Below are 17,557 nucleotides of genomic sequence, written 5' to 3' on the forward strand. Positions count from 1 at the left end.
AGGAGTCCTGATGGCTATCAGCATGACAGAAGCCGCCGCCAACCACATTCGCCGCTCCCTTGACGGGCGCGGCAAAGGTGAGGGCATTCGCCTGGGCGTGCGCACCACCGGTTGCTCGGGCCTGGCCTACGTGCTGGAGTTCGTCGACGAACTGGCGGACGAAGACACCGTGTTCGAGAACCATGGCGTGAAGGTGATCATCGATCCCAAGAGCCTGGTGTACCTCGACGGCACTGAGCTGGATTTCGTCAAGGAAGGGTTGAACGAAGGCTTCAAGTTCAACAACCCCAACGTGCGCGGTGAATGTGGCTGCGGCGAAAGCTTCAACGTTTGAGGCTGGCTGTGGGTACTCCTTGTCATTACGCATTGTTTGACCTCCAGCCAAGCTTCCGCCTGGATCTCGACAAGCTGGCCACTCGCTATCGCGAGCTGGCCCGCGAAGTCCATCCCGACCGCTTTGCCGACGCCTCCGAGCGTGAGCAGCGGGTAGCGCTGGAAAAGTCCGCAGCACTCAACGACGCCTACCAGACCCTGCGCAGTGCTCCGCGCCGCGCCCGCTACCTGCTGGCCATCAGCGGCCATGAAGTGCCTCAGGAAGTCACGGTCCACGACCCTGACTTCTTGTTGCAGCAAATGCAGTGGCGTGAAGAGCTCGAAGAGTTGCAGGACGAAGCCGACCTTGATGGTGTCGGCGTGTTCAAGAAGCGCCTGAAGGCTGCCCAGGACACGCTGAACGAGGACTTTGCCGCCTGCTGGGATGCCCCAGGCGAGCGCGACAAGGCTGAGCGCCTGATGCGCCGCATGCAGTTCCTCGACAAGCTCGCCCAAGAAGTGCGCCAGCTGGAAGAGCGCCTCGACGATTAACCCGGTGTTGCCCGTGATGACACCTAAGGTATTCAGATAAGCATGGCCCTACTGCAGATTGCCGAACCCGGTCAAAGCCCTCAGCCTCACCAGCGCCGCCTGGCGGTGGGGATCGACCTGGGTACCACCAACTCTCTGGTCGCTGCACTGCGTAGCGGCCGCAGCGAGCCCCTGCCCGACGCGCAGGGCAACGTCATTCTGCCGTCCGCGGTGCGCTACCTCGACGGGCGTATCGAAGTGGGGCAGGCTGCGCGTGACGCCGCTTCCAGCGACCCGCTGAACACTGTGCTGTCGGTCAAGCGCCTGATGGGGCGCGGCCTGGCCGACGTCAAGCAACTGGGCGAGCAACTGCCGTACCGCTTCGTTGGCGGTGAGTCGCACATGCCGTTCATCGACACCGTGCAGGGTCCGAAAAGCCCGGTGGAAGTGTCTGCAGACATCCTCAAGGTGCTGCGTGAGCGTGCCGAGGCGACATTGGGTGGCGAGCTGGTGGGTGCGGTGATTACCGTGCCGGCCTATTTCGACGACGCTCAGCGCCAGGCTACCAAGGATGCTGCGCGCCTCGCCGGCCTGAACGTGCTGCGCCTGCTCAACGAGCCGACGGCAGCTGCCGTGGCTTACGGCCTGGACCAGAACGCCGAAGGCGTGGTGGCCATCTATGACCTGGGCGGCGGTACCTTCGATATTTCTATCCTGCGCCTGACTGCTGGCGTGTTCGAAGTGCTGGCAACCGGGGGCGATACCGCCTTGGGTGGTGACGACTTCGACCATGCCATTGCTGGCTGGATCATCGAGCAGGCTGGCCTGTCGTCCGACCTTGACCCGGCCACCCAGCGCGCGCTGCTGCAAACCGCTTGCGCCGCCAAGGAGGCCCTGACCGACGCCGACGTAGTCAGTGTCAGCCACGGTACCTGGCAAGGCGAACTGAGCCGTGCTGCCTTCGAGGGCATGATCGAGCCTATGGTCGCCCGCAGCCTCAAGGCTTGCCGCCGCGCCGTGCGCGACAGTGGCGTGGAGCTGGAAGAGGTCAGTGCCGTGGTCATGGTCGGTGGCTCGACCCGCGTGCCGCGCGTGCGTGAAGCGGTGGGCGCGCTGTTCGGGCGTACCCCGCTCACTTCGATCGACCCTGACCAGGTGGTGGCCATTGGCGCCGCCATCCAGGCCGACACCCTGGCCGGCAACCGCCGTGAAGGTGGTGAACTGCTGCTGCTCGATGTCATCCCGCTGTCCCTGGGCCTTGAAACAATGGGTGGGCTGATGGAGAAGGTGATCCCGCGCAATACGACCATCCCGGTGGCGCGTGCCCAGGAATTCACCACTTATAAAGATGGCCAGACGGCCATGATGATCCACGTGTTGCAGGGCGAGCGTGAGTTGATCAGCGATTGCCGTTCGCTGGCCCGCTTCGAGCTGCGTGGCATCCCGGCCATGGTCGCTGGCTCGGCAAAAATTCGCGTCACGTTCCAGGTCGATGCCGACGGCCTGCTCAGCGTCGCTGCGCGCGAGCTGGGCTCGGGCGTGGAAGCCAGCATCCAGGTCAAGCCGTCTTACGGCCTCACTGACGGCGAAATCGCCCGCATGCTCAAGGACTCCTTCGAACACGCAGGTTCCGACAAGCACGCCCGTCAGTTGCGCGAGCACCAGGTGGACGGCGAGCGCCTGCTCGAAGCGGTACAGGGCGCCCTGGACGCCGACGGCGAACGCTTGCTCAGCAGTGACGAGCGCGACGCCATCGAATTCCAGATGCAAGAACTACGTGATTTGCTGGCCGGCACCGATGGCGCAGCCATCGAGCAACAGACCAAGCGTCTGTCGCAGGTGACCGATGCATTTGCCGCCCGTCGCCTTGATTCGACGGTCAAAGCCGCACTGGCCGGGCGCAACCTGAATGAGATCGAGGAGTAATCGATGCCGCTGGTGACATTCCTGCCGCATGAGAAGTTCTGCCCCGAGGGGTTGACCGTGGAGGTCGAGCCCGGGACCAATATCCTGGAGTTGGCCCACGACCATCACATCGAGATGGAAAGCGCCTGCGGCGGCGTCAAGGCCTGCACCACTTGCCACTGCATCGTGCGCAAGGGCTTCGATTCGCTCGAAGAGGCCGACGAGCTGGAAGAGGACATGCTGGATAAGGCCTGGGGCCTGGAAGCGCAGTCGCGCCTGGGCTGTCAGGTGGTGGTCGCCGACGAAGACCTGACCATCGAGATACCCAAGTATTCGCTCAACCACGCTGCTGAAGCACCGCACTGAGGGCCTGTACATGAGTCTGAAATGGGTTGATGTACTTGAGATCGCAATCCAGCTTGCAGAAAGCAAGCCTGAGGTCGATCCTCGTTATGTGAATTTCGTCGACCTGCACCGCTGGGTGCTGGCCTTGCCAGAGTTCAGCGACGATCCGTCACGCGGCGGAGAGAAAGTGCTTGAGGCAATCCAGGCTGCCTGGATTGACGAAGCCGACTAAGCGTCATGTGCAGGTTAGGCAATCCCCTGAAACCCGCGTATAATTCGCGGGTTTAATTTTTCGTAACACTCATATTCTGGAGTTTTCCATGGCTGTTCAACGTACTTTCTCGATCATCAAGCCTGACGCTGTTGCCAAAAACGTCATCGGCAAGATCACCACTCGCTTCGAAGAAGCCGGCCTGAAAATCGTTGCCTCGAAAATCAAGCAGCTGTCCAAAGCCGAAGCCGAAGGCTTCTACGCTGAGCACAGCGAGCGCGGCTTCTTCGGTGACCTGGTTGCCTTCATGACTTCCGGCCCAGTTGTTGTTCAGGTTCTGGAAGGCGAAAACGCCATCGCTCTGAACCGTGAGCTGATGGGTGCTACCAACCCTAAAGAAGCTGCTGCCGGCACCATCCGCGCTGACTTCGCCGAGTCGATCGACGCCAACGCCGTTCACGGTTCGGACTCCGAAGCTGCTGCCGCTCGCGAAATCGCTTACTTCTTCGCTGCTACCGAGGTAACCACTCGCTAAGCGAAAGCTTACGGGTGAGGGTGAATCCATGACGACATCTACTGGCAAAATCAACCTGTTGGGTCTGACCCAGCCGGAAATGGAACAATTCTTCGACTCTATCGGGGAGAAGCGCTTCCGCGCCGGTCAGGTGATGAAATGGATTCACCATTTTGGCGTGTCCGACTTTGCGGCCATGACCAACGTTGGCAAGGTCTTGCGCGAAAAGCTCGAGGCCGTTGCCGAGATTCGCCCCCCGGAAGTGGTCAGTGAAGACATTTCCGCCGACGGCACCCGCAAGTGGGTGATCCGCGTTGCCTCCGGCAGCTGCGTCGAGACCGTCTACATTCCTACCGACGATCGCGGCACCCTGTGCGTGTCGTCGCAAGCTGGCTGTGCCCTGGACTGCAGTTTCTGCTCCACCGGCAAGCAAGGCTTCAACAGCAACCTCACTGCCGCCGAGGTAATCGGCCAGGTGTGGCTTGCCAACAAATCCTTTGGGACCGTTCCTGCCAAAGTCGACCGCGCGATTACCAACGTGGTGATGATGGGCATGGGCGAGCCCTTGCTGAACTTCGACAACGTCATCGCCGCCATGAAAATCATGATGGATGACCTTGGCTATGGCATTTCCAAGCGTCGCGTCACCCTGTCAACCTCGGGCGTGGTGCCGATGATCGACGAACTGGCCAAGCACATCGACGTGTCGCTGGCCCTGTCGCTGCACGCCCCGAACGACGAGCTGCGCAACAAGCTGGTGCCCATCAACAAGAAGTACCCGCTGAAAATGCTGCTGGAATCGTGCATGGGCTACATGGCCACCCTGGGTGGCAAGCGCGTGCTCACCGTCGAGTACACCCTGCTCAAGGACGTCAACGACCAGCCGGAGCATGCTGCGCAAATGATCGAGCTGCTGCGCGATGTGCCGTGCAAGATCAACCTGATCCCGTTCAACCCGTTCCCGCACTCGGGTTACGAGCGGCCGAGCAACAACGCTATCCGCCGCTTCCAGGACCTGCTGCACCACGGTGGTTTCAACGTGACCACCCGCACCACCCGGGGCGACGACATCGACGCCGCCTGTGGCCAGCTGGTCGGCCAGGTCAACGACCGTACCCGCCGCAGCGAGCGCTACATCGCGGTGCGCCAGCTTTCCGCGGACGTCGAGCTGCAAGACAGCGCCGCCAGCCACTGACCGGAACCTGCCCATGAGCCTGCGCGCCGCGCTGTCGATCCTTGCGCTTTCGCTGCTGGCCGGCTGCGTGTCGGGCGGCGCGGGCGACCCCTTGGCCAGCCGCCAGGGCAGGGTGGAGGCAGGGCGGGCTTATGTGCAGCTTGGCCTGGGTTATTTGCAACAGGGTTTGACCGAGCAGGCCAAGGCGCCGCTGGGCAAGGCCCTGGCCCTCGACAGCTCCGATGCCGATGCGCACGCCGCCCTGGCCCTGGTGTTCCAGGCCGAAGCCGAGCCGGTATTGGCCGAGACCCACTTTCGCAAAGCCCTGCAGGTCAGCCGCGGCGACACGCGAATTCGCAACAATTACGGCAGTTTCCTTTATGCTCAGGGGCGATTTGCCGAGGCCGAGCAGATGTTTCGCCTGGCCAGTGCCGATACCCTGTATCCTGAGCGCTCACGCGTATACGAGAACCTCGGCCTGACCGCCCTGAAGCTCGAGCGCCGCGAGCAGGCGCACGGGTATCTGTCGAAAGCGTTGCAACTCAACCAGCGGCAACCGAAAGCATTGCTTGAAATGGCTGAGTTGTCCTACGAAAACAGGCATTATGTGCCGGCCCGGGACTACTACGATCGTTTCAGCCAGTTGAGCGACCACGATGCCCGTAGCCTGCTGCTGGGCAGCCGCCTTGCCAGGGTGTTCGACGAGCAGGGCACACTGGCCGAGCTTGGCCAGCAATTACAACGACTTTATCCCGGTACGCCGGAATATCAGCAATACCTGTCGGAGCAACGATGAACGCCGCGCATCCCGAAGTAGCAGTAGCGCCTGGCCAGAACCCCGGTGAGCTTTTGCGCCTGGCCCGTGAGAAACGGGGCTGGACTCAAGCCGAGGTGGCCCGCAAGCTCAACCTCACTGTCAGTTCGCTGAACCACGTGGAGACCGGCGCCTTCGACAAGCTGCCGGGGCATACTTTCGCCCGTGGCTACATTCGCGCCTACGCCAAGCTGATGGACCTCGACCAGGCCGCCCTGGTCGATGCCTTCGACCGCCACACCGGTACCCACGCCAAAGGCAGCGATGTGCATTCGCTGGGCCGTATCGAAGAGCCGGTACGCCTTTCGCACAACATCCTGCGCGGTGTCAGCCTGCTGTTGCTGGTGGCCGTGGTGGGTGGCGGCTTCGTCTGGTGGCAGGACCAGGGCAGCCTGCGCGGCAAGGACCTGGCCAAGATCGCCTTGGAGCACGTCGAAGTCGAGAGCGCCGACGGCACTACCCAGATTCACCCGCTCGATGAGCCTGAAGACCAGGCGGTATCCGCTGGCCAGCAAGCTGAAAGCGCGCCCTTGCCGTTGGAGCAGGCTGCTGCCGGGCAACCGGCCGCTGCTACCGAGCAGGCACCTGCCAGCCCGGCACCCGGCGAAGCCGTAGCTGTTACCCCGGCACCTGCCCAGCAGGCGCCTGTACAGCCGGCTGTCAGCGCACCTGCCGCGCCGGTAGCGCCGGCTACTCCGGCCCCGGCTGCTGCACCGGCCGCGCCGGCGGTGGCTGCCGCCGAGCCCGCCGCAGTGCCGGCGGGTAGCGCCAAGGTTGCCATCCAGTTCACCGCCGATTGCTGGACCCAGGTCAGCGACGGCAACGGCAAGGTGCTGTTCAGCGCCATCAAGCGCAAGGGGGACAACCTCGAGCTGACCGGCAAGCCGCCATTCGCGGTACGCCTGGGCTTTGCCCGTGGCGCTCAGGTCAGCTACAACGGCCAGGCCGTCGATGTTGCCCCGTTCACCAGTGGCGAGACTGCTCGCCTGAAGTTGGGACAGTAAGTCATGCACGGCGAATCTCCGATCAAACGTCGCGAATCCCGCAAAATCTGGGTCGGCAATGTACCGGTGGGTGGTGACGCGCCCATCGCGGTGCAGAGCATGACCAACACCGATACCAACGATGTCGCCGCCACCGTGGGGCAAATCCAGCGCCTGGTCGATGCCGGCGTGGACATCGTGCGTGTTTCGGTGCCGGACATGGACGCTGCCGAAGCGTTCGGCAAGATCAAGCAGCTGGTCAGCGTGCCGCTGGTCGCCGACATCCACTTCGACTACAAGATCGCCCTGCGTGTGGCTGAACTTGGCGTCGACTGCTTGCGTATCAACCCAGGCAACATCGGCCGCGAAGACCGTGTTCGCGCCGTGGTCGATGCCGCCCGCGACCGTGGCATCCCGATCCGTATCGGGGTCAACGCCGGCTCCCTGGAAAAAGACCTGCAGAAGAAGTACGGCGAGCCGACCCCGGCCGCACTGGTCGAGTCGGCCTTGCGCCACGTCGAGCACCTCGACCGTCTGGACTTCCAGGACTTCAAGGTCAGCGTCAAGGCTTCCGACGTGTTCATGGCCGTTGAAGCCTACCGCCTGCTGGCCAAACAGATCGTGCAGCCGCTGCACCTGGGCATCACCGAAGCCGGTGGCCTGCGTTCAGGGACAGTGAAATCCGCCGTTGGCCTCGGTATGCTGCTGGCCGAAGGCATTGGCGATACCATCCGTATCTCGCTGGCGGCCGACCCGGTCGAAGAAGTGAAGGTCGGCTACGACATCCTCAAGTCGCTGCACCTGCGTTCGCGTGGCATCAACTTCATCGCCTGCCCGAGCTGCTCGCGGCAGAACTTCGATGTGGTCAAGACCATGAACGAGCTGGAAGGGCGCCTGGAAGACCTGCTGGTGCCGCTGGACGTGGCGGTGATCGGTTGCGTGGTCAATGGCCCGGGCGAAGCCAAGGAGGCCCATGTAGGCCTGACCGGCGGTACGCCGAACCTGATCTACATCGATGGCAAGCCGGCGCAGAAGCTGACCAATGACAACCTGGTCGATGAGCTGGAAAAACTCATCCGCCAGAAAGCGGCTGAAAAGGCCGAAGCCGACGCGGCGTTGATCGCTCGTGGCTGACACACAGAATTCGTAAGGACTTTTCGTGAGCAAATCGCTGCAAGCCATCCGTGGCATGAACGACATCCTGCCAGAACAGTCGCCGCTGTGGCGCTACTTCGAAGGCACCGTGGCCGGTCTGCTGGACACCTACGGGTACAGCCAGATCCGCACGCCGATCGTCGAGTTCACCGAGCTGTTCAAGCGCTCGATCGGTGAAGTGACCGACATCGTCGAGAAAGAGATGTACACCTTCGAGGACCGCAACGGCGATTCGCTGACCCTGCGCCCGGAAGGCACCGCTGCCTGCGTGCGCGCCGTGCTCGAACATGGCATCACCGGCAATGGCCAGGTGCAGAAACTGTGGTACATCGGTCAGATGTTCCGCCACGAGCGCCCGCAGAAGGGCCGTTACCGTCAGTTCCACCAGATTGGTGTGGAAGTGTTCAACCTGGATGGCCCGGACATCGACGCCGAGCTGATCATGCTGACCTGGCGCCTGTGGGGCCAGCTGGGTATCCAGGACGCGGTCAAGCTGGAGCTCAACAGCCTGGGCACCAGCGAAGCCCGTGCGCGCTACCGTGACGCGCTGGTCGAGTTCCTCTCGGCGCGCCTGGAGCAACTGGACGAAGACAGCCAGCGCCGCCTGAAGAGCAACCCGCTGCGCATCCTCGACAGCAAGGACCAGAACACCCAGGCGGTGCTGGTGGGGGCGCCGAAGCTTGAAGACTACCTGGACGAAGAGTCGCGCGTGCACTTCGAGGGCCTCAAGGCCCGCCTGGACGCTGCCGGCATTCCGTTCGTGATCAACACCAAGCTGGTGCGTGGCCTGGACTACTACAGCAAGACCGTGTTCGAGTGGGTGACCGACAAGCTGGGCGCCCAGGGCACGGTGTGTGCCGGTGGCCGCTACGACGGTCTGGTCGAGCAGATGGGTGGCAAGCCGACCACCGGCGTTGGTTTCGCCATGGGTATCGAGCGCCTGATTCTGCTGCTGGAAACCCTGGGCAAGGTACCAGCGTCCATCAGTCGCCAGATCGACGTCTACCTGTGCGCCTTTGGCGAACAGGCAGAACTGGCTGGCCTGCGCCTGTCCGAAGGCCTGCGGGACCGGCTGCCGGGCCTGCGCCTGGCGGTCAACGCCGGGGGTGGCAGCTTCAAGAGCCAGTTCAAGAAGGCCGACAAGAGCGGCGCACTGTTCGCCTTGATCCTCGGTGACGACGAACTGGCCAAGCAAGAAATCGGCTTCAAGCCCCTGCGTGGCCAGGGCGAACAACAGAACATTGCCTGGGATGCTCTGGCAGAGCACCTGGAAACCGCGATCGCGCAGGCGTAACGCGGTTCAACAACGAATAGGCGAAAAGGAGTATTGGGGTGTCGAGTACCGATGATGATGACCTGGCAGGGGTCAAGGACTGGTGGAACCGCAACGGCAAGCCGCTGCTGACCGGCGCATTGCTGGCTGGCGTGGTGGTGCTGGGCTGGAATACCTGGCACAAGTACCAGAGCAACCAGTCGCAAGGCGCCTCGCAGCTGTATCAGGCGCTGCTTGAAACCAGCCTGACGCCGACTGGCCAGCCAGACGCCACCAAGGTCGCGGAACTGGCCGGCAAGCTCAAGAGCGAGTTTGGCGGAACCGCCTACGCCCAGTATGGCAGCCTGTTCGTGGCCAAGGTCGCAGTCGAGAGCGGCAAGCTCGACGACGCTGCTGCCGAGCTGAAAAGCGTGCTGGACAAACCGGCCGACGCTACCCTGGGCGAAATTTCGCGCCAGCGCCTGGCACGTGTACTGGCTGCCCAGAACAAGGCCGAGGACGCCCTCAAGCTGCTCGACGGTGACGCCGACAAAGCCTTCCTGGCCAGCCGTGAAGAGTTGAAGGGTGACCTGCTGGTACAGCTGGGTCGTGCCGACGACGCGCACAGCGCTTACGAAAAAGCCAAGGCCGCGCTGTCTGATGATGCGGCGGTCGGTGGCCTGCAATTGAAGCTGGATGACCTGGCTAAAGGGGACGCGTAAGTGATCGGTTGGAAACATGCAGCAGTGCTGACCCTGGCCGTACTGGCCGCAGGTTGCAGCAGCAACAGCAAGAAGGAACTGCCCCCGGCCGAGCTGACCAAGTTCACCGAGGAAGTGGTGCTGAAGAAGCAGTGGAGCCGTTCGATCGGTGACGGCCAGGGTGAAACCTACAACACCCTGGTACCGGCCATCGAGAACGACCGCATCTACGCTTCCGACGTCAACGGTGAAGTCTTCGCCCTCGACCGCATCACTGGCGACGTGGTGTGGAAGAAGGACCTGGAGCTGCAGGTTTCCGGTGCAGTCGGCGTAGGCTATGGCCTGGTCATGCTCGGTACCCTCAAGGGTGAAGTGATTGCCCTGGATTCCAGTACCGGTGAGGAGCGCTGGCGCTCCCGCGTGACCAGCGAAGTGCTGGCTCCGCCTGCCAACAACGGTGACGTGGTGGTGGTGCAGACCCAGGATGATCGCCTTATCGGCCTGGATGCTGCCACTGGCGACCGTCGCTGGATCTACGAAAACTCCCCGGCCGTGCTGACCCTTCGTGGTACCGGTGCGCCGATCGCCACCAACCGCCTGGCCGTCGCCGGCCTGTCGACTGGCAAGGTAGTTGCGGTGGACATCAACAACGGCGTGCCGGTGTGGGAAAGCCGCGTGGCCATTCCGCAGGGGCGTTCCGAGCTTGACCGCGTGGTCGACATTGACGGCGGCCTGCTGCTGTCCGGTGGTACCCTGTACGTCAGCACCTATCAGGGCCGTGTAGCTGGCCTGGACCTGGAAAGCGGCCGCGAGCTGTGGCAGCGCGATGCTTCGAGCTACGTGGGTGTCGCCCAGGGCTTTGGCAACGTCTATGTGAGCGAGGCTTCGGGCTCGGTCGAGGGCATCGACGAGCGTTCTTCCAGCGCCCTGTGGACCAACGACTCGATGGCGCGTCGCCAGCTGACTGCCCCGGAAGTGTATTCCAGCTATGTGGCTGTAGGGGACTTCGAGGGTTACCTGCACCTGCTCAGCCAGGTCGATGGGCGCTTCGTTGGCCGTGAGCGTATCGACAGCGATGGCCTGCGCGCCCGCCCACTTGTGGTCGGTGACACCATCTATGTCTTCGGCAACAGCGGCAAGCTCGAGGCACTGACCATCCGCTGAAGCTATGCTTGAAGCCTTGGCTGGCTTCAAGCCGCGGCGTAGGACACGCCGCCCGTACTCCGGCCGCTGCCTTGCAGCGGCCTTTGCATTTTCAAGAATTCGAGAGTGGAGAGCCGATGGTTCCCGTAATTGCCCTGGTGGGCCGCCCGAACGTCGGCAAATCCACCATGTTCAACCGCCTGACCAAAACCCGCGATGCCATCGTCGGTGACCTGTCGGGTCTGACCCGTGACCGCCAGTACGGCGATGCCAGCTGGCAGGGTCGTTCTTTCATCCTGATCGACACCGGTGGCATCACTGGTGACGAAGTGGGCATGGACGAGAAAATGGCCGAGCAGTCGCTCATGGCCATCGAGGAAGCCGACTACGTGCTGTTCCTGGTCGATGCACGCGCCGGCATGACCGCCGCCGACCAGATGATTGCCGAGCACCTGCGCAAGCGCAACAAAGAGGCGATCCTGGTCGCCAACAAGATCGACAACATCGACGCCGATGTCGCGCGCGCCGAGTTCTCGCCGCTGGGTATGGGTAATGCCATCCCGGTGGCCGGCTCCCAGGGCCGCGGCATCAACGCGCTGATGGAAGCCGTGCTTGGCCACCTGCCGCGCGACCAGGTCGAGGAAGCGCTGGACGCTGAAGTCGCCGAAGGCGAAGAAGCCGTCCGGATTCCTGGCCCGAGCGAAAAAGATGGCATCAAGATCGCCATCATCGGCCGGCCGAACGTTGGCAAGTCCACCTTGGTCAACCGCATGCTCGGCGAAGAGCGCGTGGTGGTGTACGACCAGCCGGGCACCACCCGCGACAGCATCTACATCCCGTTCGAGCGCGACGACGAGAAGTACACCTTCATCGACACCGCCGGCGTGCGCAAGCGCGGCAAGATCCACGAGGAAGTCGAAAAGTTCTCGGTGGTGAAGACGCTGCAGGCGATCAAGGACGCCAACGTGGTGATCTTCGTCATGGACGCCCGCGAGGGTGTGGTGGACCACGATCTGAACCTGTTGGGCTTCGCCCTGGAAGCCGGCCGCGCCATCGTCATCGCCCTGAACAAGTGGGATGGTATGCAGCCGGGCGAGCGTGACTACGTGAAGACCGAACTGGAGCGCCGGCTGTTCTTCGTCGACTTCGCCGACATCCACTTCATTTCCGCCTTGCATGGTACTGGCGTGGGTAACCTGTACAAGTCGGTGCAGGCTGCGTTCAAGTCGGCAGTGACGCGCTGGCCGACCAGCCGCCTGACGCAAATCCTCGAAGATGCCGTGAGCGAGCACCAGCCACCGCTGGTCAACGGCCGCCGCATCAAGCTGCGCTACGCCCACCTGGGTGGTGCCAACCCGCCGCTGATCGTGATCCACGGTAACCAGACCGAGAAGATTCCGAAGTCGTACTCGCGCTACCTGGAAAACACTTACCGCCGCGTGCTGAAGCTGGTCGGTACGCCGATCCGTATCGAGTACAAGGGCGGCGAGAACCCGTATGAGGGCAAGAAGAACACCCTCACCGATCGCCAGGTCAACAAGAAGCGCCGCCTGATGTCGCACCACAAGAAGGCCGAGAAGAAGCGTCGCGACAAGCGCTGATTCCGTGGCGGCTTCTTCGCGGGCAAGCCCGCGAAGAAGCCTTTTGATCCAAAGCAATCCCCCTAATGTTTCAACCTTTTTCCTGACCGCTCGATCCGCTATGCTCGGACCTCACCCCGTGCCGGATACACCCCAGGAAAGAGGGCTTCATGATCCGCAGCAAACTGCCGTATGTCGGCACGACCATCTTCACTACCATGTCCCAGCTCGCCGTGCAGACCGGCGCGCTTAACCTGTCGCAAGGTTTTCCCGACTTCAACGGCCCGCAGGCGCTGCTCGATGCAGTAGGCCGGCATGTGGCCGCCGGGCATAACCAGTATTCGCCGATGACCGGCTTGCCTGCGCTGCGCCAGCAAGTGGCAGCCAAGGTCGAGCGCTTGTACGGCGCCAGGGTGGATGTCGACCAGGAGGTGACCATCACCCCCGGCGCCACCGAGGCGATCTTCTGCGCCATACAGGCGGTGGTGCATGCCGGCGACGAGGTGATCGTCTTCGACCCTTGTTACGACAGCTACGAGCCTTCGGTGCAGCTGGCCGGTGGCCGCTGCGTGCATGTGCAGCTCAGTGACGGCAACTTCCGTATCGACTGGCAAACATTCAGTGATGCCCTGAGCCCGCGTACGCGCATGGTCATCCTCAATTCGCCGCACAACCCCAGCGGCGCACTGATCACCCGCGAAGACCTTGACCAGCTGGCACGCCTTATCGCTGACCGCGATATCTACCTGGTCAGTGATGAAGTCTACGAGCACCTGGTCTACGACGGCGTGCGCCACGCCAGCGTACTGGCCCACGCACAGTTGTACCAACGTGCCTTTGTGGTCAGCTCGTTCGGCAAGACCTACCACGTCACCGGCTGGAAGACCGGTTACGTGATTGCCCCGCCGGCGCTGAGCGCCGAGCTGCGTAAGGTGCACCAGTACGTCAACTTCTGCGGGGTGACGCCGCTGCAGTGCGCGCTGGCCGATTTCATGGCCGAGCACCCAGGGCATGTCGATGAATTGCCGGCCTTCTACCAGGCCAAGCGCGACCTGTTCTGCGGTTTGCTGGAAGGCTCGCGCTTGCGCTTTACCCGCACGGCGGGCACTTACTTCCAGCTGGTGGACTATTCGCAGATCCGCCCGGACCTGAACGATGTCGACATGTCGCTGTGGCTGACCCGTGAGCACGGCGTGGCGACCATTCCGGTATCGGTGTTCTACCAGCAACCCATCCCCGAGCAACGCCTGGTCCGCCTGTGCTTTGCCAAACGAGAGGAGACGCTGCATCAGGCAGCGGAAAAACTATGCGCGATCTGAGCACACTGCCGAACCTGAAAGTCGCCCTGGTGCAGACCACCCTGGCCTGGCATGACCGTGAGGCCAACTATGCGCACTTCGAGGTGCTGCTGGAGCAGGTAGGTGAAGTGGACCTGGTGATCCTGCCGGAAATGTTCACTACCGGTTTTTCAATGCAGTCGGAAAGCCTGTGCGAGCCGGAAAATGGCCCGACCTACAAATGGCTGAAGGCCCAGGCCAAGAAGTCCAACGCAGTGATTACCGGCAGCGTGATCATCCAGGCCGCAGATGGCAGCCACCGTAACCGCCTGCTGTGGGCGCGCCCGGACGGGGAGATCTTGCACTACGACAAACGCCACCTGTTCCGCATGGCGGGTGAGCATAAGCACTACACCCCGGGTGAGCGCCAGGTGCAGTTCGAGATCAAGGGTTGGCGGATTCGCCCGCTGATTTGCTACGACCTGCGTTTCCCGGTGTGGAGCCGCGATGCCCAGGACACCGATCTGCTGCTGTATACCGCCAACTGGCCGGCTGCTCGCCGCCAGCACTGGAACCGACTGTTGCCGGCGCGAGGGATCGAGAACCTCTGCTATGTGGCGGCGGTGAACCGGGTGGGTACGGACGGCAAAGGCTTTGCCTATTCGGGCGACAGCCAGGTGCTGGACTTCCAGGGCGAGAGTTTGCTGAGTGCCGGGGAGGCAGACGGCGTGTTTACCGCCGTGTTGAGCGCTGCGGAGCTGGCAGCGTACCGGGCCAAGTTCCCGGCCAACCTGGACGCCGATACCTTCGAGCTGCACTGACAGCCTGTACTGGCCTCTTCGCGGGTAAACCCGCCAAGAGGCCGGGGCGAGTTACATCAATGCCTGGTCAGTAAACATCCCGCCTATATCGCCCATCCTCGATCAACTGCTGCACAGCGGCTTCCCCAAGCATGCCGTTGAGCGCAGCATCCACCCCTGCAGCCATCCCTTGCAGGCTGCCGCAGACATACACACAGGCGCCCTCAGCCACCCAGCCCTTGAACGCTTCAGCCTGCTGCAGCAACACATCCTGCACATAGACTTTTTCGGCTTGATCCCGCGAAAACGCAAGGTCCAGGCGTGCCAGATCGCCGCTTTGCAGCCACCCTTGCAGCTCCTCACCACACAGCAGGTCATGCGCGCGATTACGCTCGCCAAACAGCAGCCAGTTACGCTGCTCACCGGCATTCACCCGCGCCCGGAGCAGGCTGCGCAGGCCGGCCAGGCCGGTGCCGTTGCCAATCAGTATCATCGGTGCGGCGGTTTCTGGCAGATGGAAGCCGCTGTTACGGCGCAGGCGCAGGCTCAGGGTGCCATTCAACGGCAGGTACTCGGTCAGCCAGCCGGAGCCCAGGCCCAGGCTGCCATCGGCATGGCGTTCCTGGCGCACGATCAGCTCCAGCACACCATCACTGGCAATCGAGGCAATGGAGTACTCGCGGCTGCCAATCGGCACCAGGGCATCGACCATCGCCTGTGGATGCAGGCCGATAAGGTGATCGCGGCGTGTTGGTAGCTGGCGACCCGCGAGGGCCTGGGCAAGTGTTTCGTTCAGGCCATTCACTTGCACCGGGGTATTGGCGTCCAGCGCCATGCCTTTGAGGAACGCGTCGATCCGCGGTTGCCCATTCAGCGGCAGAATTTCCACCAGGTCACCGGCCTCCCAGCTGGCAGGCGCTTGGGGCTGCAGGCCGAGCAGGTAAACCGGCTGCCCCTGGCTGCCGGGGTTGAGCAGTTTGCGGTGCACCAGCGACCAGCTACCAAAGCTTGGCGGCTGCCAGGCGGCCACCGGCTGGGCACCCGTCAGCTGCGCCAGTTCCTGTTGCCACTGCTGCAGGGCCGCCTGATCGGCGTTGTCCACTTCTACCGGGCTGAACGCGCTGCTGGCACCGCGCTCGCCCAGCCACGCCTGCAGACGCCGGGCGAAGCCGCAGAAGTGCGGGTACTGGCGGTCGCCGAGGGCGAGCAGGGCGTAGTTGAGGTGGTTCAGTGCCCACGGCTGGTCTAGTACCTTGCGCTCGAAGGCGCGGGCGCTGTCAGGCGCTTCGCCGTCGCCGAAGGTGCTCACCACAAACAGCGCACGGCGGGCTTGGCGCAGGTCATGTTCACCCAGTTCGGCCAAGGCGCGTACCTGCACCGGCATGCCGGCGGCCTGCAGCTGGCTGGCGCTCTGCCAGGCCAGTTGCTCGGCGAAGCCGCTTTGGCTGGCAAAGCCGATCAGCCAGCTATCGCCGCTGCCATCGTTGCGGGCAACGTTGCCGCGGGCGGCACGCACCTGGCGCTTCTTGCGGCGGCGGTCGAGGTACAGCAGCCAGCCAGTGACGAAGAACAGTGGCATGGTCAGGCTGGCGACAGTGACGATGATGCGCCCTGGCAGGCCGAAGTACTCGCCCACGTGCAGGGCGTAGACGCTCTGCAGCAGTTGGGCCTTGAAGGACTTGTCAGTGTAGCGGTCGTGGTTTTTCACCTGGCCGGTGGCCGGGTCCAGCACCAGGGTGTTGAAGGCGCGAGGGTGTTCGGCGCTGTCGAGCAGGTAGAACAGGTTTGCCGGTTGCCCGCCGACCGGGGGCAGTCGCAGGTTGTAGGTGGCAAGGCCTGGACCTGCGGCGTTCTTGAGGTTGGCCCAGATGGCGTCGTAATCGACCACCAGTGGCGGGGCATTCTTGTCGACCTTCTGCGGCCCGTGGCGCCCACGGCCTTCGCCGCGCTTCTGTTGCTGACCCGCAGCCGGTTTATCGGCCAGCAGTTTGTTCAGGCCCTCGCGGTACCACTCATAGGACCAGAACAGGCCGGTCAGCGCGAACAGCAGGTAAAACAGCAGGCACCAGGTACCTGCGACGGCGTGCAGGTCCCAGTTGAAAGCACGGCCTTTCTTGGCCCAATCGAAGGTCAGCCAGGTGCGCCAGTCCAGCGCTTTGCGCGGCCAGCGCAGGTACAGGCCGGAGAGGCAGAAGAACACCAGCATGAGGGTACAGGCACCGGTGATCTGCCGGCCGGTATCGCCCATGGCCAGGAAGCGGTGCAGGGTGAGCATGAGGTTGAAGAAGTCTTGCCCGGCCACTTCACCCTTGAGTTCGCCGGTGTAGGGGTCGGCGTAACGCAGCTGACCGCGGCGCTCGCCCGGTGGCGGCGTGAAGAAGATGCGTGCGGCGTTGCCTTCACGCACGTCGACCCACAGCATCGATACCTTATCGTGCTGCTGGGCTTCGACCCGTTGCACCAGTTCAGCTGGCGGCAGCACGCCTTCGGCGCGTACTTCGACCTTGAGCACATCGGCATTGAATGCGCGCAGCAGTTCTTCCTGGAACGAGTACAGCGCCCCGGTAACGCCCATCAAGGCCAGCACCAGGCCAGCGGTGATGCCAAAGAACCAGTGCAATTGGAACAGCGTCTTCTTCACCACATCGATCACCTTGTGTTGCTGCCGCAGACTGCGCGGCGTGCATTATGCCTTGATACGCAAAAGCCCCGCTCATTGAACGGGGCAGGGGGTGGACTGCCTTAAGTGATGCCCGTGCTTAACCCTTCGCGGGACAAGCCCGCTCCCACAGATACACCAGAGGATTCGAGCGCTGTGAGGGATCTGTTGGAGCGGGCTTGCCCCGCGAAAGGGCCGCTA

Annotated in this window: 17 protein-coding genes; 16 read left to right on the top strand and 1 reads right to left on the bottom strand. The window is 63.0% G+C overall.

The window, feature by feature from the left end; all coding sequences use genetic code 11:
- Positions 1-10 precede the first annotated feature (10 nt).
- The 16 genes from iscA (at position 11) to E8E68_RS00240 (ending at position 14,718) form a co-directional block, all read left to right on the top strand.
- Positions 11-334 (top strand): iron-sulfur cluster assembly protein IscA, encoded by a 324-nt coding sequence (iscA, locus tag E8E68_RS00165; protein WP_060511418.1) that lies wholly within the window; start codon positions 11-13, stop codon positions 332-334.
- Positions 335-342: 8 nt separating this feature from the next.
- Entirely contained in the window at positions 343-864 is a 522-nt protein-coding gene (hscB, locus tag E8E68_RS00170; RefSeq protein ID WP_003248535.1) for a co-chaperone HscB, read from the top strand.
- A 42-nt stretch (positions 865-906) separates the two neighbouring features.
- A complete protein-coding gene (hscA, locus tag E8E68_RS00175; RefSeq protein WP_110744930.1) occupies positions 907-2,769 on the top strand; it encodes a Fe-S protein assembly chaperone HscA in 1,863 nt (620 codons plus the stop codon).
- Positions 2,770-2,772: 3 nt separating this feature from the next.
- A complete protein-coding gene (gene fdx, locus E8E68_RS00180; protein WP_021781772.1) occupies positions 2,773-3,114 on the top strand; it encodes an ISC system 2Fe-2S type ferredoxin in 342 nt (113 codons plus the stop codon).
- Between the two features lie 10 nt (positions 3,115-3,124).
- Positions 3,125-3,325: a Fe-S cluster assembly protein IscX gene (iscX, locus tag E8E68_RS00185; protein WP_003248529.1), complete on the top strand. Its 201-nt coding sequence runs from the start codon at positions 3,125-3,127 to the stop codon at positions 3,323-3,325.
- A gap of 88 nt (positions 3,326-3,413) precedes the next feature.
- Positions 3,414-3,839, top strand: a complete 426-nt coding sequence (ndk, locus tag E8E68_RS00190; RefSeq protein WP_012316140.1) for a nucleoside-diphosphate kinase — start codon at positions 3,414-3,416, stop codon at positions 3,837-3,839.
- Between the two features lie 28 nt (positions 3,840-3,867).
- A complete protein-coding gene (rlmN, locus tag E8E68_RS00195) occupies positions 3,868-5,013 on the top strand; it encodes a 23S rRNA (adenine(2503)-C(2))-methyltransferase RlmN (protein WP_110744929.1) in 1,146 nt (381 codons plus the stop codon).
- 13 nt (positions 5,014-5,026) lie between these two features.
- A complete protein-coding gene (gene pilW, locus E8E68_RS00200) occupies positions 5,027-5,788 on the top strand; it encodes a type IV pilus biogenesis/stability protein PilW (RefSeq protein ID WP_110744928.1) in 762 nt (253 codons plus the stop codon).
- A complete protein-coding gene (locus E8E68_RS00205; protein WP_266028511.1) occupies positions 5,785-6,810 on the top strand; it encodes a RodZ family helix-turn-helix domain-containing protein in 1,026 nt (341 codons plus the stop codon). The genes pilW and E8E68_RS00205 overlap by 4 nt, the downstream gene beginning before the upstream one ends.
- Positions 6,811-6,813: 3 nt before the next feature.
- Positions 6,814-7,923, top strand: a complete 1,110-nt coding sequence (gene ispG, locus E8E68_RS00210; RefSeq protein WP_110744926.1) for a flavodoxin-dependent (E)-4-hydroxy-3-methylbut-2-enyl-diphosphate synthase — start codon at positions 6,814-6,816, stop codon at positions 7,921-7,923.
- A gap of 25 nt (positions 7,924-7,948) precedes the next feature.
- Positions 7,949-9,238, top strand: a complete 1,290-nt coding sequence (gene hisS / locus E8E68_RS00215; RefSeq protein WP_280339067.1) for a histidine--tRNA ligase — start codon at positions 7,949-7,951, stop codon at positions 9,236-9,238.
- A gap of 38 nt (positions 9,239-9,276) precedes the next feature.
- The gene (locus tag E8E68_RS00220) at positions 9,277-9,918 is read left to right on the top strand and encodes a tetratricopeptide repeat protein (protein WP_280339069.1); all 642 of its coding nucleotides are present in this window, start codon (positions 9,277-9,279) and stop codon (positions 9,916-9,918) included.
- Positions 9,919-11,061, top strand: a complete 1,143-nt coding sequence (gene bamB, locus E8E68_RS00225) for an outer membrane protein assembly factor BamB (RefSeq protein WP_110744923.1) — start codon at positions 9,919-9,921, stop codon at positions 11,059-11,061. It abuts the gene before it with no gap.
- Positions 11,062-11,177: 116 nt separating this feature from the next.
- The gene (gene der, locus E8E68_RS00230; RefSeq protein ID WP_105946966.1) at positions 11,178-12,641 is read left to right on the top strand and encodes a ribosome biogenesis GTPase Der; all 1,464 of its coding nucleotides are present in this window, start codon (positions 11,178-11,180) and stop codon (positions 12,639-12,641) included.
- A gap of 149 nt (positions 12,642-12,790) precedes the next feature.
- Positions 12,791-13,939 (top strand): pyridoxal phosphate-dependent aminotransferase, encoded by a 1,149-nt coding sequence (locus E8E68_RS00235; RefSeq protein ID WP_280339072.1) that lies wholly within the window; start codon positions 12,791-12,793, stop codon positions 13,937-13,939.
- Positions 13,927-14,718 carry an amidohydrolase gene (locus E8E68_RS00240; protein ID WP_266028506.1) on the top strand — a complete coding sequence of 264 codons (792 nt, stop codon included), beginning with the start codon at positions 13,927-13,929 and terminating at the stop codon, positions 14,716-14,718. The genes E8E68_RS00235 and E8E68_RS00240 overlap by 13 nt, the downstream gene beginning before the upstream one ends.
- Positions 14,719-14,785: 67 nt before the next feature.
- On the opposite strand, the gene E8E68_RS00245 is transcribed toward E8E68_RS00240, so the two are convergent.
- A complete protein-coding gene (locus E8E68_RS00245) occupies positions 14,786-17,341 on the bottom strand; it encodes a sulfite reductase flavoprotein subunit alpha (protein ID WP_280339074.1) in 2,556 nt (851 codons plus the stop codon).
- Positions 17,342-17,557 lie beyond the last annotated feature (216 nt).

The sequence above is a fragment of the Pseudomonas sp. BN607 genome, assembly GCF_029871175.1.
In the GTDB taxonomy this organism is placed as follows: domain Bacteria; phylum Pseudomonadota; class Gammaproteobacteria; order Pseudomonadales; family Pseudomonadaceae; genus Aquipseudomonas.

Excerpts from the sequence above, each read along its gene's own strand:
- pilW (WP_110744928.1), top strand. The coding sequence starts at position 5,027 with ATGAGCCTGCGCGCCGCGCTGTCGATCCTTGCGCTTTCGCTGCTGGCC.
- iscA (WP_060511418.1), top strand. The coding sequence starts at position 11 with ATGGCTATCAGCATGACAGAAGCCGCCGCCAACCACATTCGCCGCTCC.
- E8E68_RS00205 (WP_266028511.1), top strand. The coding sequence starts at position 5,785 with ATGAACGCCGCGCATCCCGAAGTAGCAGTAGCGCCTGGCCAGAACCCC.
- E8E68_RS00235 (WP_280339072.1), top strand. The coding sequence starts at position 12,791 with ATGATCCGCAGCAAACTGCCGTATGTCGGCACGACCATCTTCACTACC.
- iscX (WP_003248529.1), top strand. The coding sequence starts at position 3,125 with ATGAGTCTGAAATGGGTTGATGTACTTGAGATCGCAATCCAGCTTGCA.
- fdx (WP_021781772.1), top strand. The coding sequence starts at position 2,773 with ATGCCGCTGGTGACATTCCTGCCGCATGAGAAGTTCTGCCCCGAGGGG.
- der (WP_105946966.1), top strand. The coding sequence starts at position 11,178 with ATGGTTCCCGTAATTGCCCTGGTGGGCCGCCCGAACGTCGGCAAATCC.
- rlmN (WP_110744929.1), top strand. The coding sequence starts at position 3,868 with ATGACGACATCTACTGGCAAAATCAACCTGTTGGGTCTGACCCAGCCG.
- ndk (WP_012316140.1), top strand. The coding sequence starts at position 3,414 with ATGGCTGTTCAACGTACTTTCTCGATCATCAAGCCTGACGCTGTTGCC.
- E8E68_RS00240 (WP_266028506.1), top strand. The coding sequence starts at position 13,927 with ATGCGCGATCTGAGCACACTGCCGAACCTGAAAGTCGCCCTGGTGCAG.
- ispG (WP_110744926.1), top strand. The coding sequence starts at position 6,814 with ATGCACGGCGAATCTCCGATCAAACGTCGCGAATCCCGCAAAATCTGG.
- hscA (WP_110744930.1), top strand. The coding sequence starts at position 907 with ATGGCCCTACTGCAGATTGCCGAACCCGGTCAAAGCCCTCAGCCTCAC.